Genomic DNA, 20,759 nt, shown 5'->3' on the forward strand with positions numbered 1-20,759 from the left:
CAGATTGTGCCGGGCTGTACCGATTTCTAAGCTGCTGCTGCAACTTGCAATGGCTTCAAGAGGACAGGAGAGCAGAGATGACCCTGTGGAACCAGCTGCTGTGGGGCTCAGTCTATTTGAGCATCTGCCTGATCCTTGAGATCACGGTCCTTGTCTGGTGTGCGGCTGTGCTGAACAGACTGTCCGGGCGGTTTTCCAAACCATACCGCCCCTGGCAGATCGGCCTGATGCTGGTGGCGGCGATCTTCACCATCCTTGGCGGCCATACCACGCAGGTCTGGATCTGGTCGGCGGCCTTTGTTCTGGTTGGCGCGATAGCGGACTGGAACACATCCGTTTATTTCTCCCTGGCAACCTATACCACGCTCGGCTACGGCGATGTGGTTCTGGGCCCGGCGCTGAGGATCTTTGCCGCTTTTGCCGCGGTGACCGGCCTGTTCGGCTTCGGAATCAGCACGGCGTTTCTGGTCAGCGCAATGGGGCGCCTGTTTTCCCTGAACGAAGGCAGGTTCAGCGTCCGAAGCTAAAGCACTGGCGACAGCAGCCGTGCCACCGGAGCCAGCAGCCGGATGGACAGTTTCTGCCGGTCCAAGGGCAGGCTGAGTTCCGTTGCGCGCCGGAAATCCCCGGCCAGCATTGCGGCAACCTCCGCAGCGGACTCCTGATCGAAGAACAGTACCATGGTCTCGAAATTCAGCCGGAAAGACCGGTTGTCGAGATTGGCGGTTCCGGCGCCGGCAATCGTGTTATCGATGACAAAGCACTTCTGATGCATGAAGCCGCCCTGGTAACGTAGGATACGCACACCAGCGTCCCGCAGTTCGTCAAAATAGGCAAAGGAAGCCAGCCAGGGCAGGTAGTGATCAATGGTTTCCGGCAACAGGATCCGCACATCCAGGCCGCGCAACCCGGCATGTTTCAACGCCGCAAAGACATCCTGATCCGGAACGAAATAGGGCGAGGCCAGCCAGACTCTGTGCTGCGCGGCGGTGATGGCGGAAAAATACAGCATCGATCCGTCGCCGGTACCGTCGCCAGGCCCCGTGGCGGCAATCACCGCGGGCCGGTCCTGCAAAGACTGTTCCGATTCCCAGTTCAGCAAATCCAGGATCGGTTTCTGGGTGCGCCAGTGCCAATCCTCCGCAAAGGCAAGCTGAAGCTGCTGGACAACCGGTCCGGTGAGCCGCACATGCGTGTCCCGCCACGGCCCGAAGGCCGGGCTCAGCCCGATATATTCCTCGCCGATGTTCAATCCGCCGGTAAAGCCGATGCGGCCGTCGGCAATGACGGTCTTGCGGTGATTGCGGAAATTTATGCGCAGCCGGTGCCACGGCCCCCGCCGGACCGAGGCGTCTATCAGCTTGACGCCGGCAGCTTCCAGCGCGCGCGTGTAACCGCGGGGCAGCTTCCGGCTGCCGATGCTGTCGGTCATGAACCAGACCGTGACCCCGCGTCCGGCAGCGGCAATCAGCCTGGCCTGCAGTTGCCTGCCAAGACTGTCCGCACGCAGAATGTAATACTGCACGAGAATGTATTCACGCGCATTTTCAATGGCTTCAAAGATAGAGCTGAACGTTTCCTGACCGTTTATCAATAGCGTCATGCCGTTCCCGCGGCTGACATTCATGCCCGCAATTGCCTCAAAGGGCGCCGTGTTGACGGCCACCTCCGGCGCGTCCTGCGACCGGGCGGTGGTATAGTTGCGTGTGGGTATCACCGCTTGTTCGGCGCCGCGCCGGGCCTTCCAGTAGCCCTTGAACCGGTGATGGCCAAAGATCATGTAGGCGGGCAGGGCGGCGACCGGCGCTGCCAGCAGAAACACAACCCAGCCAATCGCCCCCTGCGGTGTGCGCGCGGTACGGGCTGCGCTGAGCGCGGCCAGGCCTGCGGCGGTCCATGTTGCAGCCAGCGCGGCTGTGCTGAGAATGATCCAGAACATTCACGAGTCCCGAAAAGCTGTTCCGGACTGAGACTAGTGCCGAACAGGGCGGCCCGCCATAGCCCGGGCTGACGCAGGCGGGGGCAAATCGGGCTAAACCTGTATTGCGGCTGGCATTTCCCCTGCTGTTGTGGAACCTTGCCGCTATGCCGATCCTGCCGCCCTTCCGCCTGTGGCCTGCCGCCTTGAAAACCGCCGCCTGCCGTTTCAACAGAAAGAACGGCTGGGTGATGAGCAGCCATATCGCCATGTCGATGATGCTGGCCTTGTTCCCGTTTGTTCTGTTCACTGTGGCGCTGGCGGGCACGGTTGCCGGCATCCTGTCGCAGGATGTGGACATGGACAGCATGACCGGGCTGGTTTTCGGGGCCTGGCCGGAACCGGTGGCCAAGCCGATTGTTGCGGAACTGGAGGCTGTGCTTCAGGCCTCCAGCACTCAGCTTGCAACCCTGGGCGGGCTTTTTGCGCTCTATTTTGCCTCTAACGGTGTCGATGCGGTCCGGGTCGCCCTGGTCCAGGCCTATCATGACACAGACACACGGCCCTTCTGGAAATCCCGCGGCCTGTGCCTGGCGCTGGTGATACTGGGCGGTGCAGGCATCCTCGCCGCCGCTGTCTTTGAGCTGCTCCTGCCGCTCTACGCGCGCCACCTTGCGGAACTTTTGCCGTTTGCCCAGGTGCCCGGACAATGGGAACAAGGGCTGAGCGGCATATTCGCGCTGCTGCTGCCGACCGGCGCGGTGCTCGCGTTTCATGTCGTGCTGCCTGGCCGGATACACAGGCTGCGCCGTATCCTGCCCGGCGTTGTGCTGACTCTGTTCCTATGGCTGGCTGCAGGCAGCGGCTTTGCCGTTTACGTCCGTTCCTTTGCACAATATTCAGCCACATATGCGGGCCTTGCCGGCGCCATGGCAGCCATGATCTTTCTCTACCTGAATTCTGCCATCCTGATCCTGGGGGCGGAATTCAACGGTGCGCTGATCGATGAAGCAAAGAGAATGGGGCGCAATTGAACACTGCGGATTTTCTGCAACTGTTTCCAATTGTTCAACAATAAGGCAGCACCGCCACAATTGAGCCCCGCTTCCGGCCCAATCGCCTTTTAGATCTGCAGGAAAGCAGCGGATCCAGAAGGGGCCACCATGACGAAACTGCAAAACAAGCTGCGCCACATGCGGTTGTTTGAACTGATGCGCCAGCGCGAAATGGCCAGCCACGTGAGCCGCAAGCTGCGGGTGTCCCGGCTGACCGACGGCGAAGGCGAGGAGGCGCTGCTGCTGCGCACCCAGGCGGCCCGGTCGCTGACCGCACCGCATAGCCGCCGGATCTGACGGGGCTTCAGCCCCGGAACCCTGTTGCCACCACGAATTTCTCGGAGCTGTCCGACCGCGAGGAGGGCGGCTTCATATTCATCACCTTGGTGAATTTCTGCTTCAGCAGCTTCTGCAGTTCCCCTTCGGCGCCGCCTGCCAGAACCTTGGCAACAAAGGTTCCGCCATCCTCCAGCACGTCAAAGGCAAAATAAGCAGCGGTTTCGCACAGAGAGATGATCCGCATGTGGTCGGTCTGCTTGTGGCCGGAACTGGCCGCCGCCATGTCGGACATCACCACATCGGCCTTGCCGCCAAGCCATTCCTTGACCTTGTCGTCGGCGCCATCATCCATGAAGTCGAGCTGGTGGAATTCGGCACCGGCCAGCGGCTCGACCTGCTGCAGGTCCACGCCGATGATGCGGCCAACGGCCTTGCCCTGCTTTTCGCCGAGCGCGTTGATGCGCTTGACCGCCACCTGCGCCCAGCCGCCGGGAGCGCAGCCCAGATCAACGATCCGCGCACCGGGCACCAGAAAGCGGTATTTATCGTCCAGTTCCATGATTTTATACGCGGCACGGCCGCGGTAGCCCTCGGCCTGGGCGCGTTTGACATAGGGATCATTCAGCTGCCGCTGCAGCCAGAGGGTTGAGCTGAGCTTGCGTCCGCGTGCGGACTTCACCTTGACTTTCAGATCACGCTGTCCGCGCCCGGAAGTGTTTTTGCCAGTCGGTGTCTTTGCCATCATTGCCGCCATCTGTACCGGTGCGCGGAATCTTACAGCAATTCCGGCCCGCAAAAGTTCATATTTCCGGCCCGCCTAGTAGGGGCCGTCCTCCAGGACGCCGTCCGCGCTCATTTGCGCATAAAGCAGGCCCTCGCGCAGCCCGCGGTCTGCCACCGACAGCCGGTCGGTCGGCCAGCAGCGCAGCAGCGCCTGCAGGATGGCGGATCCGGACATGATCAGCGCCTGCCGGTCCTCGCCGATGCGGGGGTCGCGGCGGCGGCCCTGAGGGCCGAGTTCTAGATAACCGCGTATCACCTTGTCAATCTGGTCGCTGGTCATCCGCAGCCCGTCGACCTTGGTGCGGTCATAGCGCTTGAGTCCCAGGTGCGACGCCGCAACGGTTGTGACCGTGCCCGAGGTGCCGACGATCTGAAACCCTGCGCGCGTCTGCTCATCCTTGTAGGGGGCGAAATCAGCCAGGTTTTCTTCGAAAAACCAGCTCATCAGCGCAAAACGGGCGGCGTCATCCTCGACGTCGTTGAACTGGTCGCGCAAGGTGGCAACCCCCAGCGGCACCGAGATCCAGTCCACCACCTTGGCCGCTGGGAAAGGGCTTTCGGTGGAGTGAAATCCGTTGTGCAGCCGCATGATGGCGGCAGGACGGTCGCGCCGCGGCACCGAGGAGATGTCGATCCACACCAGTTCTGTCGAGCCGCCTCCGATATCCACCACCAGCAGTTGCTCAGTCATGATGGAGACCAGCGGCGCGCAGGAGATCACTGCCAGCCGCGCCTCTTCCTCCGGCTGGATGATTTCCAATGTCAGGCCGGTCTCGCGTTTCACCTGGCGGATGAAATCGCGGGCGTTCTTGGCCCGGCGGCAGGCCTCGGTTGCGACCAGCCGCATCCGTCTGACCCTGTTGCGTTTGAGCTTTTGCTGGCAGATCCGCAGCGCCTGAATGGTGCGCGCCATCGAGGACCGCGACAGCCGTCCGGTCCGCTCCAGCCCGGCGCCGAGCTGCACCGACTTGGAGAAACTGTCGACCACATGAATGCCGCTGCCCTTGGGCTGGGCGATCAGCATGCGGCAGCTATTTGTTCCCAAATCCAGCGCCGCATAAAGCGCATCAGGATCGGGACGGGCCGGTGCAGGGGTCTCAACCGCCTTGGGAAACGCGCCCGCACCTTTCGAGCGCCTGGGCGCCATGATTCACGCCCTCCGATTATCGTGTTAAGAATGACAATAGGTGCGCCGGTGCGCCGGCGCAAGCACCCGGCACCGGAAGTGGTGGAATTTCCGCTGTGTAATGGAAATCTCATAATCCACATGAAAATTTTTGCGGAAAACCCCTGTGGCGTTCGCAGGTGCACAAAGCTAGGGTCCCGGCAGCAAAACGTCGCTCAAACCCATCGTGTTGTCGAAAATCGACCAACCTGCTGAGCGCTGCCGCTCTAGAAGGTGGTCTATCCAGGCTAGGAGGAAATCAGGGCATGCCCGACGTTACGATCGTATACTGGCGCGATATCCCCGCGCAGGTCATCGTTGGCAAGGGCCGCCGCGGCACCAAGCGCCAGCTCGAGGAACGGTTCGAGCAGGCCATCGACCGCGCGGCCATGAAGGTGAACGCCAAGGACGCCGACGCCTATCTTGCCGAATGGCGCAAAGCCGCACCTTTTGCCGCCGAGGGCGAAGCTGCCGATATTGCCGAGGCCGAGGCGACCCGCCTGGAAGCAGAATACGATCAGGAACGCCTGAAGGCCCTGATTGCGAATGACGGATGGGCGTGAGCCTGACACCACTATGGGAGGCCGTGATGGCTTTGCTGAACTTTAAAAAACGCGATTCTGGCGCAGGCCAGCCCGTCAACCCGCAAGTCGAGGCCTTCCTGCAGGGGTATTCGATCGAAGTGATGCCGCGCACCGCTGAAAAGGTCGCCGACTTCCGCGACCTGCTGCCCGCAGGCACCCGCGTCTACATCGCGCACATCGAAGGCACCCCGATCGAGGACATGGTCGCCACTGCCAAGCGCATCAACGCCGAAGGTTTCCCGGTGATGCCGCACTTCCCGGCGCGCATCATCAAGGACGAGTCCACCCTGGCCGACTGGATCGCCCGCTACCAGGGCGAGGCCGACGTCAAGCAGGCGCTGATGCTGGCCGGCGGCGTCGCCAAGCCGCATGGCGATTTCCACAGCTCGATGCAGCTGTTGGAAACCGGCCTGTTCGACAAGGCGGGCTTCACCAGCCTGCACGTGGCCGGCCACCCGGAAGGCAACAAGGACATCGATCCCGACGGCTCGACCAAAAACGTCGCCGAAGCGCTGCAGTGGAAACAGAAATTCTCCGAGCGCACCGACGCCAAGATGGCGCTGGCGACCCAGTTCGCCTTTGAAGCCAAGCCGATCATCGAGTGGGCAAACAGCGTCAAGGACGCCGGCGTCGACATTCCGATCCACATCGGTATCGCCGGCCCGGCCAAGCTGCAGACCCTGATCAAGTTCGCCATCGCCTGCGGCGTCGGCCCGTCGCTGAAGGTGCTGCAGAAGCGCGCGATGGACGTGTCCAAGCTGCTGCTGCCCTACGAGCCCAACGATGTTGTGGCCGAACTGGCGGCCTACAAGGCGGAAAACCCGGACTTCAACATCACCAACGTGCATTTCTTCCCGCTGGGCGGCATCAAGACCAATGCCACCTGGGCCATCAACAACGGCGGCGCCTCGGCGAAGCCGGTCAATTCCTAAGGATCCACAATGACCCGTACAGTCGTCGAATCAAAAACCAAAACCGCGATCCTGGGCTTTGACGAGCCGTTCTGCGTGATCGGTGAGCGCATCAACCCCACCGGCCGCAAGAAGCTGGCGGCCGAGCTGGAAGCCGGTGATTTCTCCACTGTCGAGAAAGACGCGCTGGCACAGGTGATGGCCGGTGCCAACATTCTCGATATCAATGCGGGCGTTGTCTACAACTCCAACCCCAACCCGAACGAGACCGAGCCGCCGCTGATGACCAAGATCGTCGAGCTGGTGCAGGGCCTGACCGATGTGCCGCTGTGCATCGACTCCTCGGTTCCGGGCGCACTCGAAGCCGGCCTGGCCGCCGCTCAGGGCCGTCCGCTGCTGAACTCGGTCACCGGCGAGGAAGACCGTCTGGAAATGGTGCTGCCGCTGGTCAAGAAGTACAACGTGCCGGTTGTGGCGATCTCCAATGACGACACCGGCATCTCGGAAGACCCGGACGTGCGGTTCGCCGTTGCCAAGAAGATCGTCCAGCGCGCCGCCGATTTCGGCATCCCGGCGCATGACATCGTCGTCGACCCGCTGGTGATGCCGATCGGCGCCATGGCAACCGCAGGCCAGCAGGTGTTTGCCCTGGTCCGCCGCCTGCGCGAAGAACTGGGCGTCAACACCACCTGCGGCGCCTCCAACGTCTCCTTCGGTCTGCCGAACCGCCACGGCATCAACAACGCCTTCCTGCCGATGGCGATGGGCGCCGGCATGACCTCGGCGATCATGAACCCGGTGGCGCTGCCGGTGACGCAGAAAGCGATTGCCGAAAAGAAGGCGCAGGTCGAAGCTTCCGGCATCGTTCTGCCCGACGGCATGGACGACGAAACCTTTGTCACCCTGTTCGGTCTCGGCTCGACCAAGCCGCGCCCCGGCAAGGAAATGGAGGCCATCCGCGCCGCCAACCTGCTGACCAACAACGATGCGCATGGCGGCGAGTGGATCAAGTTCAACAAGGCCCCGGCAGCTGAGGGCGAAGGCGAAGGCCGCGGCCGTGGCGGCCGGGCCGCCGGACGCCGCCGCCGCGCCTGATCAGCGCATCAGAAGAGACCGGAAGCCGGGCAGGACTGCCCGGCTTTTTCAGTATTTACGGCAGGTTATCCGGCCAGTCTGCACTGCCGGGCATTCACCGGAAGGAACGCGGCATACTGGAGGGATCGGCAGGGGTGCCTTGCGCTGCGGGTGTCCGCAGGGCGGCACGCCGTCAGTTCCGGAAGCGGTCTGCAAGGGTGAAATGGCGGAGAGACAGGGATTCGAACCCTGGGTGGGCTTGCACCCACAACGGTTTTCGAGACCGCCCCGTTCGACCACTCCGGCACCTCTCCGCGGGGGGTGAGGCGCGGTTTAATGTTGATTCCGGACAGGCGCAAGGGCGAAATGCCGGTTTGATAAAAAAAGCCGGTTTTCCGTTGCCAGCCAACGGTTTTTGCCTAGATTTGCCGTATGCAGATGACCTTTCAAATCCCCGCCCTGCTTGCGCGTTTCCTTGCTGTGCTGTGTTTGCTCTCGGGTGCCTTCGGGCAGCCCGCATTGGCGGCAGACCGTGACCGAGTCGAGGCGTTCCTGGAGGTGACCGGCTTTGATGTGGCGCTCGACAGTATCGCCCTGTCCGCGTCCAGCGCTCCGGACATGCTGGGTATTGATGCCGGCGCGTTCGGCAGCCAGTGGGCCCGATTGTCAGAGGATGTCTTTGACACCGCGGAAATGCGCGGTCTGGCTCTGGATATTCTGGAAAACACTCTGGATGACGCAGCACTGGACCATGCGGCGGATTTCTACGCCAGCGATTTGGGAAAACGTCTGGTGCGGGCGGAAAACGCCTCGCACAGGGTTGAGGACGACGAGGTCAAACAGCAGGCTGGCAACCGGATCGTCTCGGATCTGGTCAGAGCCGGCAGCAACCGTGTTGCGATGTACCGGCGGATGGGATCGGCAATTGATGCCGCAGGCACCGGCGTCCGCGCCCTGCAGCAGATTCAGTTCCGCTTCCTCATGGCCGCCGCCGCCGCCGGTGTGATCGAGCTTGAACTGGACGCTGACGGGCTGCGCGCGCTGATGAAGGAACAGGAGGGCGGGCTGAGGCTCAGCCTGCAGGCGTCCAGCCTGGCGGCCTCCGCCTATACCTATCAGGAGTTCACCGACGCGGAAGTGCAGGCCTATGTCGAGGCTTTGGAGGAGGCGCCGATGCAGCGGGTTTACGAGCTGCTGAATGCCGTCCAGTATGAAATCACCGCCAACCGTTTCGAGGAACTGGCGCACCGCATGGCGGAGCTGACACCGGGCCAGGATATCTGAAGCCGCGGCAGGTTCTGCAAAACCTGTGAAATCCGGTTGACAGCCAGTGTATTCCGAACCATAAGCCCGCATCCCGGCCCGGATTCCGCGTGCCGGGGTTTATTTGCAATACGCCCTGCAAAAGGGCGCGCTGTTCGAGGCGGCTTCGGCCGGAACGCCCGCAAGGGGGCCGTAGGACGCGGTGAGAGAAGGAAAGACGCATATGTTTGCGGTCCTCAAGACTGGCGGCAAGCAGTACAAGGTTCAGGCGGGCGACGTGCTCCGCGTTGAGAAACTTGCTGCAGATGCTGGCGACACCATCCAGTTCGACGAAATTCTGATGCTTGGCGGCGACGCACCCGTTGTGGGCGCTCCGCTGGTGGAAGGCGCTGCCGTCAAGGCAGAAGTGATCGACCAGATCAAAGGCGAGAAGCTGATCAACTTCGTGAAGCGCCGCCGGAAGCACTCCTCCAAGCGCACCAAAGGCCACCGTCAGAAACTGACCCTGGTCCGGATCACCGAGATCCTGGCATCGGGCGCAACCAAAGCCGCTCCGAAAGCTGCTGCCAAAGCTGCTCCGGCCGCTGACGCTGCTGCAGGTTCGGACGACCTGACCCAGCTGACCGGCGTCGGCCCCGCAGCTGCCAAGAAACTGGCAGAAGCAGGCCTCACCAGCTTTGCCCAGATCGCAGCCTTGTCCGAAGACGACATTGCTGGTATCGAGGCAATCAAAGTGAAGCCCGAGTGGGTTGAGCAGGCCAAAGAGCTGGCTAAAGGCTAAGGAGAGAGAGAATGGCACATAAAAAAGCTGGCGGTTCCTCACGTAACGGCCGCGACTCCGCGGGCCGCCGTCTTGGCGTGAAACTCTATGGCGGCCAGGCGGCCATCGCAGGCAACATCATCGTTCGCCAGCGCGGCACCAAGTTCTGGCCGGGCGAAGGCGTGGGTATTGGCAAGGACCACACCCTGTTTGCAACTGCCGAGGGCGCTGTATCCTTCCGCAAGGGCCTGAAAGGCCGCACCTTTGTATCGGTTCTCCCAGTGGCGGAGGCCGCTGAGTAAGCCGACCCGAAGGGTGAAGAAATCTTTAGGGGGATCGGCTAAAAGGCCGGTCCCCTTTCCGTTTTGCATCTGCGAGTTTGTTAATGAGTGTCCCTGTTTGCACCGCCGCCCGGTTTCTTGCGCTCCGGCAGCCTGGCATTCACGCCGGGCCAACAGGAAGTTTTGCTCTATTTGAAGACCTTGGGGCTTGCCGTCGGGGCAGGGCGAGCACATCTGAAATTCACCGCCGGAACAACAAGGGCATCTGCCGCCGGAAACGCTATGGCAGGGGAGGAGCACATCCATGAATTTGGAACAGATCGTGTGCCAGCAGGTAATCGAAACAGACCGGTTTATCTTGCGGCCATTGCGGAAATCCGATGCCGGGCTGATCGCGCATTATGTCAGCGACGAGCGCGTTGCCCGCATGACGCGTTCGGTGCCGCATCCGCTGCCGCCCGGTGCTGCCGAGGCCTTTGTGGCCCGTGCCATGGCGGAAGAACGCGACGAGGATGTCTGGGTGATCGACGGCACCGCCGAGGGCGATTCCGAGCTGAAAGGCCTGATCGGCCTCAAGAGGATGGACCGCAACCAGTCAGAAGTCTCCTATTGGACGGCGCCGCCGTTCTGGAACACCGGGCTGGCCTCGGCGGCCCTGAAGGCGCTTGTCGATGCAAACCCCAAGGGCAACGCGGCGATGTTTGCCTCGGTGTTCCAGGACAACCCGGCTTCGGCCCGGGTGCTGATCCACTGCGGCTTTGATTATCTCGGTGACGCCGAAAGCTATTCGGTGGCCCGCGATGCCTCCGTCCCGACCTGGACTTACAGCCGAAAACTGTGATTGGCGCGGCGTGCGCTTTGCGGTAAGGCAATCCCAAACTTCCCGCAGGAGTCTCATGCTCTTGCGGGAGCACGTGTACTGCGCGGACGGGGCTGGCAGCCCAGCCGCATTAAGGAGCTGTCATGAAATTCCTCGATCTGACAAAGGTCTATATCCGCTCGGGTTCCGGCGGGAACGGCTGCGTCAGCTTCCGCCGCGAAAAGTACATCGAATACGGCGGGCCGGACGGGGGTGATGGCGGCAAGGGCGGATCGGTCTGGGCCGAGGTCACCGACGGGCTGAACACGCTGATCGATTTCCGCTATCAGCAGCATTTCTTCGCCAATAACGGCCAGTCCGGCATGGGCCGCCAGCGCACTGGCAAGGACGGCGACGACATCGTGCTGCGCGTGCCGGTGGGGACCGAAATCCTGGATGAGGATCAGGAAACCGTGCTGGCAGACCTGACCGAGGTCGGGCAGCGCGTGCTGCTGGCCAAGGGCGGCAATGGCGGCTTTGGCAACCTGCATTTCAAATCTGCCACCAACCAGGCGCCGCGGCGGGCCAATCCGGGCCAGGAGGGGATCGACCGCACCATCTGGCTGCGTCTCAAGCTGATTGCCGATGCCGGCCTGCTGGGGCTTCCCAACGCCGGCAAGTCCACCTTTCTGTCGGCCACCTCCAACGCGCGCCCCAAGATTGCGGATTACCCGTTCACCACGCTGCACCCGAACCTTGGCGTGGTCGGCATCGACAACACCGAATTTGTGGTTGCCGACATTCCCGGCCTGATCGAAGGCGCCCATGAGGGCAAGGGCATCGGCGACCGCTTCCTGGGCCATGTGGAGCGCTGCGCGGTGCTGCTGCATCTGGTGGACGGCACCTCTGACACCGTGGTCGAGGACTATGAGACCATCATCGGGGAGCTGGAGGCTTATGGCGGCGTTCTGGCCACCAAACCCCGGATCACCGCGCTGAACAAGGTGGATGCGATCGACCCGGAGGAGCGCGACGAGAAACGTGCCGCCCTGGAAGCAGCCGTTGGCGGCCCTGTTCTGATGATGTCCGGCGTCAGCCGCGAGGGGCTGAACGAGGTGCTCCGCGCGGTGCGGGCGGAAATCAATGATGACCGTGTGCGCATGAAACCCGCCGAGGAGGAAGCGCCTTGGCAGCCCTGAAATCGGCGAAACGGATTGTCGTCAAGATCGGCTCGGCGCTGCTGGTCGATCGGAACACCGGCGAGCTGCGGGCAGGCTGGCTGCATTCGCTGGCCAATGACGTTGCCTGGCTGAAGGCGAGCGGCACCGATGTGGTGCTGGTCTCTTCCGGCTCGATTGCCCTGGGCCGGGGCGTGCTGGGGCTGCCGCGCGCCGACCTGCCGCTGGAGCAATCCCAGGCCGCCGCCGCAGTCGGCCAGATCCGCCTGGCACGCGCCTATGAGGAAGCGCTGGCGCCGCACCGGATCACCACCGCGCAGGTGCTGGTGACGCTGGAAGACAGCGAAAACCGCCGCCGCTACCTGAACTCCCGCGCAACGCTGGAAACACTTCTGAGCATGGGCGCCGTTCCGATCGTCAACGAGAACGATACCATCGCCACCGACGAGATCCGCTATGGCGACAATGACCGGCTGGCAGCGCAGGTGGCAGTGACGGTTGGCGCCGACTGCCTGATCCTGCTGTCCGATGTCGATGGCTTCTACAGCGCCAATCCGGCGCTGGATCCCGGGGCCAGGCGCTTTGACCGGATAGACGAGATCACGCCCGAGATCGAGGCGATGGCCGGCGATGGCGTTTCCGGTCTGTCCAAGGGCGGCATGATCACCAAACTGCTGGCGGCCAAGATGGCCACGGCGGCCGGCTGCGCCATGGCCATCACTGAAGGTTCTCCGCTGAACCCTTTGAAAACGCTTGAAGAGGGCGCGGCCTGCACCTGGTTTTCCGGGCAGGGAGACCCGCAAGCCGCCCGTAAACGCTGGATCAGCGCAATGAAGACGCGCGGTGTTCTGACGATTGACGAAGGCGCCGCAAGGGCGCTGATGTCCGGCAAAAGCCTGCTGCCCGCAGGTGTGCGTCATGTGGAGGGTGACTTCGGCCGCGGCGATCCGCTGGCCATCCTCGGCCCAGACGGGCGCAAACTGGGGCAGGGGCTGTCGCGCTATACCGCCGACGAGGCCCGTGCCATCCAGGGGCGCCAATCGCAGGAGATCGAGGCCACGCTGGGCTATCCCGGCCGCGCTGCGCTGATCCACCGCGATGATATGGCGCTTTGAGCGGAGCATCCGATAGTTTATTCCAGCCGGCAGGCATTTGAGGTGCCGCACAGGGACCGGCAAGGGCGCGAGACATATGAAAGACAATGAAAACATCCCCGCCGTGATGGCGGAGCTTGGCAAACGTGCAAAGCAAGCGGCGCAAACACTGGCCACGGCCAGTTCTGAGCGCAAACATGCCGCCTTGATCGGCGCTGCCGATGCGGTCTGGAGCCGCCGGGCGGAGATCATCGCCGCAAACGAAAAGGACCTTGAATTCGGCCGCGGCAAGGGGCTGTCGGACGCGATGATGGACCGGCTGATGCTGGACGAATCCCGCATCCAGGGCATCGTCGACGGCCTGCGCGCGGTGGCTGAGCAGGGCGACCCGGTCGGCGAGGTGATGGAGGAGTGGGTACAGCCCAGCGGCCTCAGGATCCAGCGCGTCCGCACGCCGCTTGGCGTGATCGGCGTGATCTATGAAAGCCGCCCCAACGTGACCGCCGACGCCGGCGCGCTGTGCCTGAAATCCGGCAATGCGGTGATCCTGCGCGGCGGCTCCGAAAGCTTCCATTCCAGCCAGGCGATCCATGCCTGCCTGGCCGAGGGCCTGAAATCCGCCGGCCTGCCGGAAGAGGCCGTGCAGCTGGTGCCGACCCGGGACCGTGCCGCGGTGCAGGAGCTGCTGACCATGACGGAGTATGTCGACGTCATAGTGCCGCGCGGCGGCAAAGGCCTCGTCGGGCTGGTGCAGCGCGAGGCACGGGTGCCGGTCTTTGCCCATCTGGAGGGCATCGTGCACATCTACCTCGACAAGGCTGCCGATCCGCAAAAGGCACTGGACGTGGTGCTGAACGCCAAGACCCGCCGTACCGGCATCTGCGGTGCGGCGGAATGCCTGCTGATCCATCAGGATATCGCAGACACCCTGGGCAAGGCGGTGCTGGAGATGCTGTCCGGCGCCGGCGTGGAAATCCGCGCAGAAGCGGGCCTGCCCGGGCCTGGTGGCATGGTTGCGGCCAGCGCTGAGGATTGGGGCAAGGAATACCTGGATTCGATCATTGCGGCCAAACAGGTCGCGGACATTGACGAGGCGATCCGGCACATCCGCACGCATCATTCCCAGCACACTGATTGCATCATCACCGAAGACGAGGCCGCGGTGCAGAAGTTCTTTGCGGAACTCGACAGCGCCATCCTGATGCACAATGCCTCGACCCAGTTTGCCGACGGCGGTGAATTCGGCATGGGCGCGGAAATCGGCATTGCCACCGGCAAGATGCACGCGCGCGGGCCCGTCGGCGCCACCCAGCTCACCAGCTTCAAATACCTGGTGCGCGGCAACGGCACCACCCGCGCCTGACTAGCCGCAATGCAAAACGCCGGGCATTTTGCCCGGCGTTTCTTGGCAGATGCTGCTGCAGATCAGAACTGCAGCGTAATCTTCTCCAGGTTCTGCTCCAGCCGGACGGTACGGTCCGCTTCCCTGGCGGCCTCCGGCAGCAGCGCGAACTGGACCAGTGCCGGGGTGATTTCGGCGTTCGAGGTGCCGCCGCTGACCCGCGCCCAGAGCTCGTCATCCACGTTCAGCTTGCTGCCTTCGCCCATCACGGTCCACTTGCCGCCGGCACAGAAAATCTTGATTGTTCCGCCATAGGGCAGGGCGGATTCGAGGCATAGCGCCGCCAATAGCGACAGGCGCGCCTCGCTGCGGGTGCAGCCCTCAAGCGGCGACCACTGGTACTTGATCCGGCCGCCCCTGCTGATGTCCTCCAGCACCGACATCACTTCGGCGCGGCCCATCTGCTGGTCGCCTGAAGCCCCGAAGGCAATGCGGAAGAAACGGATGCGGGCGTTGGCATTGGCCACACTGTCAGAAATCAGTTCCAGCTCCGGTCCGGACATGCTGCCTGCCATTCCAAGCAGTTCCAACCCGTTGTTGATGGCACCGACGGGGCTGATCAAATCATGGCAGATCCGAGACCCTACCAATGCGGCCAGATTGGCGTTATCTACACCCATAACTAATACTTCCTCCGAACTGGGCCATCCGCAAATGAATGACCTCAACGCTATATTGGCCCCCGGCATGTTCGTGCGGCACCCTGATCACCCTGAATGGGGCGTCGGTCAGGTGCAGTCGAACGCGGGCGGCAAGATCACCGTAAATTTCCCGGATCAGGGAAAGCTTGTGATTGACGGAGCGCGTGTCTCCCTTATTCCCGTCTTTGATCCATAACGGTTTATGAAGGGTTAACGTACTCCCTCAAATTTGCCTGAATTGCTGCGCGTTCTTTGCCCTATTGCCGGGATGCGCTCAAGCCTGAACGACGCAAAGGTGACTGAATGCCTGACCGCCCTCCGGAATTTTCCGTGAAAATTGCCGAAACGGAAGCTGAACTGCGCGCCGCGCAAGCCCTGCGCTATGATGTGTTTGTGCGGGAGCTTGGCGGCGGCGGCGAAATGGTTGATCACGAAGCGGGGCTGGAGCAAGACCGGTTCGACCGGTATTTCGATCATATGCTGGTGACCGATGAGACCAATCGCCAGGTGGCGGGCGTCTACCGGTTGCTGCGGGATGACCAGGCGGCCAGGGCCGGGCAGTTCTATTCCGAAGACGAATACGATCTGAGTGTTCTGAAATCCTCGGGCCGCAAGCTGCTGGAGCTGGGGCGGTCGTGCCTGCATGCTGACTACCGGGGCGGGACTGCGATGTTCCACCTGTGGTCCGGGCTGGCAGAATATGTGGCACAGCACCGGATCGAAGTGCTGTTCGGGGTGGCCAGTTTTCATGGCACCGACCTGCAGGCGCTGACCAACCCGCTGGCAATGCTGCATCACAACCACTTGGCGCCGCGGGAATTGAGAGTGCGGTCAAAAGTGTTTCAAAACATGGATTTGATCGGAGAAGGCGATCTGGACCGCAAGCGCGCCATGGTGGACACCCCCGCATTGATCAAAGCCTATCTGCGGCTTGGCGGCTTTGTCGGTGAAGGTGCCTTTGTCGACCATGATTTCAATACCACGGATGTCTGCCTGATCCTGGATACCGCGCGGATGAACGCGCGGCAGCGCAGGATTTATGCCGGAGGGCGCGGCCGGGAATGAGTGTCAGCTGGCAAAGTGACGAAGCGCCTGATCGCATCCGTATCGATGCCCTGGGCTGGGGGTTGGTGCTGCTGCGCGGGCTGCCGCTGGCGGTGCTGGTTTTCGGCGGGCTGCTGGTTCTGCTGTCCTTGCGGCTGGTGGAGAAGCCGATGTGCGGGGTGCAGCGTCCGGTCACGCCGTTCATCACCCAGTTCGTCTGCCGAAACGCGTTCCGCATTCTCGGCATCAGATACAGGGTCCGAGGAACGCTGATGCGCCGGCACGGGCCGGTGGTCGCCAATCATTCCTCCTGGCTGGACATTTTTGCCTTGAACGCGCGCAAGCGGATCTATTTCGTGTCCAAGGCCGAGGTCGCGGCATGGCCGGGTATCGGCTGGCTGGCCCGCGCCACGGGCACGGTCTTCATCGAACGGAACCCCAAGAAGGCCAGGGAGCAGGCAGCCCTTTTCGAGCAAAGGCTGCTCGCCGGGCACAAACTGCTGTTCTTCCCGGAAGGCACGTCCACCGATGGTTTGCGGGTTTTACCTTTTAAAACAACGCTATTCGCGGCTCTCTTCACTGACGGGCTGCGGGAGCAGCTGCATGTTCAGCCAGTTTCGGTCGTCTATCATGCCCCCGAGGGAGCTCCCGCCCGCCTGTATGGCTGGTGGGGAGACATGGACTTCGGCCCGCATCTCCTCAAGATCCTTTCCATCCGCCGGCAGGGATCGGTTGAACTGATCTATCACCAGCCGCTGAAAGCGGCGGATTTCCCGGACCGCAAAGCCCTGGCCGCCCGGGCCGAACAGGCGGTGCGCACAGGACACCAGAACGCATTGAAGGCCTGAAAGCGGCGGGCGCGCGCGTTTTCTCCTGATCTGCTCTTGTCAGCCGGCAATAACTGCTCTATGAGCGCGCCTACGAACCCGCAGGCGGGGTTTGGCCTGATCAGGGGAGACATCCCTGACGGACCGCCGGTTGGAGCATCCGCTCTAGATAACCCCCGCCGAGGATAGAAACCGGAAAAGGAAAGAATAGCATGGCTCTTCCCGAGTTCACCATGCGTCAGCTGCTGGAAGCTGGCGTTCACTTCGGCCACCAGACTCAGCGCTGGAACCCGCGCATGTCGCCGTTCATCTATGGCGCGCGCAACGGCATCCACATCATGGACCTGACCCAGACTGTTCCGATGCTGGACCAGGCGCTGCAGGTTGTCCGTGACACCGTCGCCAAAGGCGGCCGCGTCCTGTTCGTCGGCACCAAGCGCCAGGCAGCCGGCCCGATCGCCGAAGCGGCTGAGAAATCCGCTCAGTACTTCATGAACCACCGCTGGCTCGGCGGCACCCTGACCAACTGGAAAACCGTTTCCCAGTCGATCAACCGCCTGAAGGAAATCGATGAGAAAATGGCGGGCGGCGCCGAAGGCCTGACCAAGAAAGAGCGTCTGGGCATGGAACGCGACCAGGAGAAGCTGCAGGCCTCCCTGGGCGGCATCCGCGAAATGGGCGGCGTGCCGGACCTGCTGTTCGTCATCGACGTGAAAAAAGAAGCGCTGGCCATCGCCGAAGCCAAGAAACTGGGCATCCCGGTTGTGGCTGTGGTCGACACCAACTGCTCCCCCGACGGCGTCGACTTCATCATCCCCGGCAACGACGACGCATCGCGCGCCATCTCGCTGTACTGCGACCTGGTTGCCCGTGCAGCCCTGGACGGCATGTCGGCCCAGCTGGGTGCCGCAGGCGTTGACCTGGGCGCGCTGGAAGAAGCACCGGCAGAAGAAGCCGTTGCTGAAGAAGCAGCCGCCGAAGCCTGATCCGTCCTGTCACGGAACTGGCATGCGGGGCAGGGTATCACCTGCCCCAAATCCGTTTTTGAATTGAGGAGAGCCTAAGATGGCAATCACTGCAGCACTCGTGAAAGAACTGCGCGACTCCACCGGCGCGGGCATGATGGACGCGAAAAAAGCCCTGACCGAAACCGGCGGCGACATGGAGGCCGCGGTTGACTGGCTGCGCACCAAGGGCCTGGCCAAGGCGGCCAAGAAATCCGGCCGCACCGCCGCCGAAGGCTTGGTGGCCGTTGTTGTCGAGGGCAACAAGGGCGTTGCCGTCGAAGTGAACTCGGAAACCGACTTTGTTGCCAAGAATGCCGACTTCCAGAAGATGGTTGGCAGCATCGCCACTGCCGCCCTGGGCGCCGCAGATGTCGACGCGCTGAACGCAGCCGATCTGGGCGGCAAGACCGTTGCCGAGACCCTGACCGACAAGATCGCCACCATCGGGGAAAACATGTCGCTGCGCCGCATGGAGAAACTGGAAGGCGAGACCGTGGTCTCCTACGTCCACAATGCGGCCACCGCAGGCATGGGCAAGATCGGCGTTCTGGTTGCAATGAACGGCGGCGACGAAACCATCGGCAAGCAGGTAGCCATGCACATCGCAGCCGTGAACCCGGCCGCGCTCTCCGAAGCAGACATGGATGCTGCTGTGGTGGAGAAGGAAAAGCAGGTCCAGATGGACATCGCCCGTGAATCCGGCAAGCCGGAGCAGGTGATCGAGAAAATGATCGAAGGCCGCATGAAGAAATTCGTGGCCGAGTCGACCCTGCTTAACCAGCAGTTCGTGGTGAACCCGGACCTGACCGTCGAAGCGGCAGCCAAGGAAGCCGGCGCCACCATCACCGGCTTTGTCCGCGTGGAAGTCGGCGAAGGCATCGAAGTCGAGAAAGAAGACTTTGCAGCAGAAGTGGCCAAGGCCGCTCAGGGCTGACGTGTCCTGCAATGCAATGTGAAAACCGGCGGGTTATGCCCGCCGGTTTTTTTCTGTCCCGTGCCCGGCCTGCTGCTGAAGCTGATGCCAGATGCCGCAATATGAACCGGCCATTGAGTCAGAGGTGCGTTGCAAGGAGAAATACGAGGGGCCCCATTGATGGGGATGGATGGAGCCCCTCTGATATCGGAACAGGGCGCGGATCAATACGCGCCTATTCCCGACCGGGCAGGAGAGCCTTGAAATCGCAAGGGTCGTTACCCAAAGTTCCTTGGCCAAAGCCACCACTCACGGAACATGTGCAACATGCATTTAATTCTCCCTGAGCGGTAGTATAGAATTCCATACTTTCGACGCGCCTTGATATCTGCCGGCAGCCTGTGCAGTGGCCGCATGGACATGCGCCGGAACAAGACTGCCAGAAACTGAAAAGTGAGTAATATTCAGTAACCTATCTCGGATACTTAAGAGAGGATCCGCGGCTGTCCTATGTGTCCATCACATACATCTGATTGTGCAGCGCGGCTTTCAGAACGGCCTGCGCAGTGGTCTCGACAGCGAGGGATTCACGGGCCAGGCGCAAATGTTTTTCAATCGTTGCGGGTGTCAATTCCATCAGCAGCGCAATGTCCTGAGTGGTTTTTCCGTCGCCGACCCATTGCAGCACTTCGCGCTGGCGTTTGGTGAGGCTGCGGTTCGGCGCGGTGTAGGGCAGGGTGAGGATTTTCAGATGGGCGACATTGTTCATCAGCACGATGTCATCACCGCATTCCTGCCACAGCGCATCCACCTTTTCCTGGCTGATGCCAGCCTGTGCCGCCAGCGAGATTGCCCCCTTGTACCGGTTGGATGCGGAATAGAAGCTGATGGTATAGCCTGCGTTCATGTCCAGCTGGCGGTTGAACTCATGGACCTTCTGGGCCTCCGGCGTCAGGGTTCCGGTGGCCGCCATCTCCTGGACAATGCGCCAGCTTCCAGCGCCTTCATTCTCCAGCGCCCAGCGGAGCATCGGCGCCGACAAATAAAGCCCCTTGTGCAGAAAGCCGTTCAGATATTCGCTTTTGTGGTTGGACAGGATGACAAAATCCTCCGGATCCCCCAGCGACGTTTCCGTCTTGTATCGGGTGTAGCCGTAGATCAGCCTGTCAAACCCGAATTCGGCCATTTGCTGAACATGCCCGTGCCACAGCTCCTCAAGGCTTTGCGCGCCGCACACAAAGTTCAGGTACTTCTTCACCTTCATGCCGCGCCGGCCTCTTTCAGATGGGCCGCCAACGCATCCAGTGCCAGCAGATAGCCTTGCGGCCCGAAGCCGCAGATCTGCCCCAGCGCCACCTTGGCGATATAAGAGGCATGGCGGAATGGCTCGCGGGCATGAATGTTGGAGAGATGCACTTCAACCGACGGAATTTCAACGGAAATCAGCGCATCCATCAGCGCAATGGACGTGTGGGTATAGGCGCCGGCGTTGAGGATGATACCCTGATGCTGTCCCTTGGCCGCATGAATCGCGTCGATCAAAGCACCTTCATGATTTGATTGCAGGCAGGTTGCGTCCAAGCCAAGCCTCTTGGCGTGGGCGGCACAGGCCTGTTCCACCATTGCCAGTGTGACCGACCCGTAGATCTCTGGCTGCCGGGTGCCAAGCAGGTTCAAATTGGGGCCGTTCAAAACCAGAATACTCGTCATCAGGCATATGTCCTTGCTGTCCTTCGGCATAAACTTCTAAGGCAATTCCATTCCGAAAGCGAATACACAAA

Annotated in this window: 24 protein-coding genes and 1 tRNA gene; 18 read left to right on the forward strand and 7 right to left on the reverse strand. The window is 62.0% G+C overall.

Translation table 11 applies throughout. The annotated features are described in order from the left end of the window. Nucleotides 1-77 precede the first annotated feature (77 nt). Entirely contained in the window at nt 78-527 is a 450-nt protein-coding gene (locus OKQ63_RS09160) for a potassium channel family protein (protein WP_264213620.1), read from the forward strand. Here OKQ63_RS09160 and cls read toward each other — a convergent pair. Continuing rightward, the gene (gene cls / locus OKQ63_RS09165) at nt 524-1,939 is read right to left on the reverse strand and encodes a cardiolipin synthase (protein ID WP_264213621.1); all 1,416 of its coding nucleotides are present in this window, start codon (nt 1,937-1,939) and stop codon (nt 524-526) included. The genes OKQ63_RS09160 and cls overlap by 4 nt on opposite strands. A 146-nt stretch (nt 1,940-2,085) precedes the next feature. On the opposite strand from cls, the gene OKQ63_RS09170 reads away from it, so the two are divergent. Both OKQ63_RS09170 and OKQ63_RS09175 read left to right on the forward strand, forming a co-directional pair. Next, entirely contained in the window at nt 2,086-2,952 is an 867-nt protein-coding gene (locus tag OKQ63_RS09170; protein WP_264213622.1) for a YihY/virulence factor BrkB family protein, read from the forward strand. 129 nt (nt 2,953-3,081) lie between these two features. Continuing rightward, nucleotides 3,082-3,270 carry a hypothetical protein gene (locus tag OKQ63_RS09175; RefSeq protein WP_264213623.1) on the forward strand — a complete coding sequence of 63 codons (189 nt, stop codon included), beginning with the start codon at nt 3,082-3,084 and terminating at the stop codon, nt 3,268-3,270. Nucleotides 3,271-3,277: 7 nt separating this feature from the next. On the opposite strand, the gene OKQ63_RS09180 is transcribed toward OKQ63_RS09175, so the two are convergent. Beyond that, nucleotides 3,278-3,994, reverse strand: a complete 717-nt coding sequence (locus OKQ63_RS09180) for an RlmE family RNA methyltransferase (protein WP_264213624.1) — start codon at nt 3,992-3,994, stop codon at nt 3,278-3,280. A gap of 75 nt (nt 3,995-4,069) precedes the next feature. Further along, on the reverse strand, nt 4,070-5,182 hold the full coding sequence (locus tag OKQ63_RS09185; RefSeq protein WP_264213625.1) for a Ppx/GppA phosphatase family protein: 1,113 nt from the start codon (nt 5,180-5,182) through the stop codon (nt 4,070-4,072). Between the two features lie 284 nt (nt 5,183-5,466). Between OKQ63_RS09185 and OKQ63_RS09190 the strand changes: the two genes are divergently transcribed. Genes OKQ63_RS09190 through OKQ63_RS09200 form a run of 3 tightly spaced genes read left to right on the forward strand, consistent with a single transcriptional unit; the run spans nt 5,467 to nt 7,790 of the window. Next, nucleotides 5,467-5,763: a virulence factor gene (locus OKQ63_RS09190; protein WP_264213626.1), complete on the forward strand. Its 297-nt coding sequence runs from the start codon at nt 5,467-5,469 to the stop codon at nt 5,761-5,763. A 26-nt stretch (nt 5,764-5,789) separates the two neighbouring features. Continuing rightward, entirely contained in the window at nt 5,790-6,716 is a 927-nt protein-coding gene (locus tag OKQ63_RS09195) for a methylenetetrahydrofolate reductase (protein ID WP_264213627.1), read from the forward strand. Nucleotides 6,717-6,725: 9 nt separating this feature from the next. Continuing rightward, on the forward strand, nt 6,726-7,790 hold the full coding sequence (locus tag OKQ63_RS09200) for a methyltetrahydrofolate cobalamin methyltransferase (RefSeq protein ID WP_264213628.1): 1,065 nt from the start codon (nt 6,726-6,728) through the stop codon (nt 7,788-7,790). Nucleotides 7,791-7,993: 203 nt separating this feature from the next. Here the strand turns inward: OKQ63_RS09200 and OKQ63_RS09205 are convergent. Next, a tRNA-Ser gene (locus OKQ63_RS09205) sits at nt 7,994-8,083 on the reverse strand. Between the two features lie 124 nt (nt 8,084-8,207). Here OKQ63_RS09205 and OKQ63_RS09210 point away from each other — a divergent pair. From OKQ63_RS09210 to OKQ63_RS09240, 7 genes are all read left to right on the forward strand, one after another. Continuing rightward, the gene (locus tag OKQ63_RS09210; RefSeq protein ID WP_434086048.1) at nt 8,208-9,053 is read left to right on the forward strand and encodes a DUF2059 domain-containing protein; all 846 of its coding nucleotides are present in this window, start codon (nt 8,208-8,210) and stop codon (nt 9,051-9,053) included. 202 nt (nt 9,054-9,255) lie between these two features. Further along, nucleotides 9,256-9,813 (forward strand): 50S ribosomal protein L21, encoded by a 558-nt coding sequence (gene rplU / locus OKQ63_RS09215; RefSeq protein WP_264213630.1) that lies wholly within the window; start codon nt 9,256-9,258, stop codon nt 9,811-9,813. Nucleotides 9,814-9,824: 11 nt separating this feature from the next. Then, nucleotides 9,825-10,094, forward strand: a complete 270-nt coding sequence (gene rpmA, locus OKQ63_RS09220; RefSeq protein WP_264213631.1) for a 50S ribosomal protein L27 — start codon at nt 9,825-9,827, stop codon at nt 10,092-10,094. A 283-nt stretch (nt 10,095-10,377) separates the two neighbouring features. Continuing rightward, on the forward strand, nt 10,378-10,914 hold the full coding sequence (locus OKQ63_RS09225; RefSeq protein ID WP_264213632.1) for a GNAT family N-acetyltransferase: 537 nt from the start codon (nt 10,378-10,380) through the stop codon (nt 10,912-10,914). Nucleotides 10,915-11,036: 122 nt separating this feature from the next. Further along, nucleotides 11,037-12,071 carry a GTPase ObgE gene (obgE, locus tag OKQ63_RS09230; RefSeq protein WP_264213633.1) on the forward strand — a complete coding sequence of 345 codons (1,035 nt, stop codon included), beginning with the start codon at nt 11,037-11,039 and terminating at the stop codon, nt 12,069-12,071. Continuing rightward, nucleotides 12,059-13,165, forward strand: a complete 1,107-nt coding sequence (gene proB, locus OKQ63_RS09235) for a glutamate 5-kinase (protein WP_264213634.1) — start codon at nt 12,059-12,061, stop codon at nt 13,163-13,165. Before obgE ends, proB begins: the two co-directional genes overlap by 13 nt. 76 nt (nt 13,166-13,241) lie before the next feature. After that, nucleotides 13,242-14,507 carry a glutamate-5-semialdehyde dehydrogenase gene (locus OKQ63_RS09240; RefSeq protein WP_264213635.1) on the forward strand — a complete coding sequence of 422 codons (1,266 nt, stop codon included), beginning with the start codon at nt 13,242-13,244 and terminating at the stop codon, nt 14,505-14,507. Between the two features lie 62 nt (nt 14,508-14,569). Here OKQ63_RS09240 and OKQ63_RS09245 read toward each other — a convergent pair whose 3' ends face one another. Then, a complete protein-coding gene (locus OKQ63_RS09245; protein WP_264213636.1) occupies nt 14,570-15,166 on the reverse strand; it encodes a histidine phosphotransferase family protein in 597 nt (198 codons plus the stop codon). 34 nt (nt 15,167-15,200) lie between these two features. Here OKQ63_RS09245 and OKQ63_RS09250 point away from each other — a divergent pair, with 34 nt between their 5' ends. The 5 genes from OKQ63_RS09250 to tsf all read left to right on the forward strand — a co-directional run bounded on the left by OKQ63_RS09250 (nt 15,201) and on the right by tsf (nt 18,999). Beyond that, nucleotides 15,201-15,383, forward strand: a complete 183-nt coding sequence (locus OKQ63_RS09250; RefSeq protein WP_039145992.1) for a DUF3553 domain-containing protein — start codon at nt 15,201-15,203, stop codon at nt 15,381-15,383. Nucleotides 15,384-15,490: 107 nt separating this feature from the next. After that, a complete protein-coding gene (gene olsB / locus OKQ63_RS09255; RefSeq protein WP_264213637.1) occupies nt 15,491-16,252 on the forward strand; it encodes an L-ornithine N(alpha)-acyltransferase in 762 nt (253 codons plus the stop codon). Further along, on the forward strand, nt 16,249-17,079 hold the full coding sequence (gene olsA / locus OKQ63_RS09260) for a lyso-ornithine lipid O-acyltransferase (RefSeq protein WP_264213638.1): 831 nt from the start codon (nt 16,249-16,251) through the stop codon (nt 17,077-17,079). The genes olsB and olsA overlap by 4 nt, the downstream gene beginning before the upstream one ends. A 191-nt stretch (nt 17,080-17,270) precedes the next feature. Further along, entirely contained in the window at nt 17,271-18,044 is a 774-nt protein-coding gene (gene rpsB, locus OKQ63_RS09265; RefSeq protein ID WP_264213639.1) for a 30S ribosomal protein S2, read from the forward strand. Nucleotides 18,045-18,123: 79 nt separating this feature from the next. Further along, nucleotides 18,124-18,999: a translation elongation factor Ts gene (tsf, locus tag OKQ63_RS09270; protein ID WP_264213640.1), complete on the forward strand. Its 876-nt coding sequence runs from the start codon at nt 18,124-18,126 to the stop codon at nt 18,997-18,999. A gap of 487 nt (nt 19,000-19,486) precedes the next feature. Here the strand turns inward: tsf and OKQ63_RS09275 are convergent, their stop codons facing one another. Beyond that, nucleotides 19,487-20,242, reverse strand: coding sequence for a helix-turn-helix transcriptional regulator (locus OKQ63_RS09275; RefSeq protein ID WP_264213641.1), 756 nt, complete (start codon nt 20,240-20,242; stop codon nt 19,487-19,489). Then, nucleotides 20,239-20,688, reverse strand: a complete 450-nt coding sequence (gene aroQ, locus OKQ63_RS09280) for a type II 3-dehydroquinate dehydratase (protein ID WP_264213642.1) — start codon at nt 20,686-20,688, stop codon at nt 20,239-20,241. The genes OKQ63_RS09275 and aroQ overlap by 4 nt, the downstream gene beginning before the upstream one ends. Nucleotides 20,689-20,759: the final 71 nt, after the last annotated feature.

This window comes from Leisingera thetidis (assembly GCF_025857195.1).
Classification (GTDB): Bacteria; Pseudomonadota; Alphaproteobacteria; order Rhodobacterales; family Rhodobacteraceae; genus Leisingera; species Leisingera thetidis.

What these genes read in the sequence shown, in the direction of transcription:
- OKQ63_RS09180 (WP_264213624.1), bottom strand. Translation starts at nt 3,994, where the DNA reads ATGGCAAAGACACCGACTGGCAAAAACACTTCCGGGCGCGGACAGCGT.
- OKQ63_RS09175 (WP_264213623.1), top strand. Translation starts at nt 3,082, where the DNA reads ATGACGAAACTGCAAAACAAGCTGCGCCACATGCGGTTGTTTGAACTG.
- OKQ63_RS09210 (WP_434086048.1), top strand. Translation starts at nt 8,208, where the DNA reads ATGACCTTTCAAATCCCCGCCCTGCTTGCGCGTTTCCTTGCTGTGCTG.
- OKQ63_RS09225 (WP_264213632.1), top strand. Translation starts at nt 10,378, where the DNA reads ATGAATTTGGAACAGATCGTGTGCCAGCAGGTAATCGAAACAGACCGG.
- OKQ63_RS09240 (WP_264213635.1), top strand. Translation starts at nt 13,242, where the DNA reads ATGAAAGACAATGAAAACATCCCCGCCGTGATGGCGGAGCTTGGCAAA.
- OKQ63_RS09245 (WP_264213636.1), bottom strand. Translation starts at nt 15,166, where the DNA reads ATGGGTGTAGATAACGCCAATCTGGCCGCATTGGTAGGGTCTCGGATC.
- olsB (WP_264213637.1), top strand. Translation starts at nt 15,491, where the DNA reads ATGCCTGACCGCCCTCCGGAATTTTCCGTGAAAATTGCCGAAACGGAA.
- tsf (WP_264213640.1), top strand. Translation starts at nt 18,124, where the DNA reads ATGGCAATCACTGCAGCACTCGTGAAAGAACTGCGCGACTCCACCGGC.
- aroQ (WP_264213642.1), bottom strand. Translation starts at nt 20,688, where the DNA reads ATGACGAGTATTCTGGTTTTGAACGGCCCCAATTTGAACCTGCTTGGC.
- rpmA (WP_264213631.1), top strand. Translation starts at nt 9,825, where the DNA reads ATGGCACATAAAAAAGCTGGCGGTTCCTCACGTAACGGCCGCGACTCC.
- cls (WP_264213621.1), bottom strand. Translation starts at nt 1,939, where the DNA reads ATGTTCTGGATCATTCTCAGCACAGCCGCGCTGGCTGCAACATGGACC.
- OKQ63_RS09170 (WP_264213622.1), top strand. Translation starts at nt 2,086, where the DNA reads ATGCCGATCCTGCCGCCCTTCCGCCTGTGGCCTGCCGCCTTGAAAACC.
- rpsB (WP_264213639.1), top strand. Translation starts at nt 17,271, where the DNA reads ATGGCTCTTCCCGAGTTCACCATGCGTCAGCTGCTGGAAGCTGGCGTT.
- obgE (WP_264213633.1), top strand. Translation starts at nt 11,037, where the DNA reads ATGAAATTCCTCGATCTGACAAAGGTCTATATCCGCTCGGGTTCCGGC.
- rplU (WP_264213630.1), top strand. Translation starts at nt 9,256, where the DNA reads ATGTTTGCGGTCCTCAAGACTGGCGGCAAGCAGTACAAGGTTCAGGCG.
- OKQ63_RS09250 (WP_039145992.1), top strand. Translation starts at nt 15,201, where the DNA reads ATGAATGACCTCAACGCTATATTGGCCCCCGGCATGTTCGTGCGGCAC.
- OKQ63_RS09185 (WP_264213625.1), bottom strand. Translation starts at nt 5,182, where the DNA reads ATGGCGCCCAGGCGCTCGAAAGGTGCGGGCGCGTTTCCCAAGGCGGTT.
- OKQ63_RS09275 (WP_264213641.1), bottom strand. Translation starts at nt 20,242, where the DNA reads ATGAAGGTGAAGAAGTACCTGAACTTTGTGTGCGGCGCGCAAAGCCTT.
- OKQ63_RS09190 (WP_264213626.1), top strand. Translation starts at nt 5,467, where the DNA reads ATGCCCGACGTTACGATCGTATACTGGCGCGATATCCCCGCGCAGGTC.
- OKQ63_RS09200 (WP_264213628.1), top strand. Translation starts at nt 6,726, where the DNA reads ATGACCCGTACAGTCGTCGAATCAAAAACCAAAACCGCGATCCTGGGC.
- OKQ63_RS09195 (WP_264213627.1), top strand. Translation starts at nt 5,790, where the DNA reads ATGGCTTTGCTGAACTTTAAAAAACGCGATTCTGGCGCAGGCCAGCCC.
- OKQ63_RS09160 (WP_264213620.1), top strand. Translation starts at nt 78, where the DNA reads ATGACCCTGTGGAACCAGCTGCTGTGGGGCTCAGTCTATTTGAGCATC.
- olsA (WP_264213638.1), top strand. Translation starts at nt 16,249, where the DNA reads ATGAGTGTCAGCTGGCAAAGTGACGAAGCGCCTGATCGCATCCGTATC.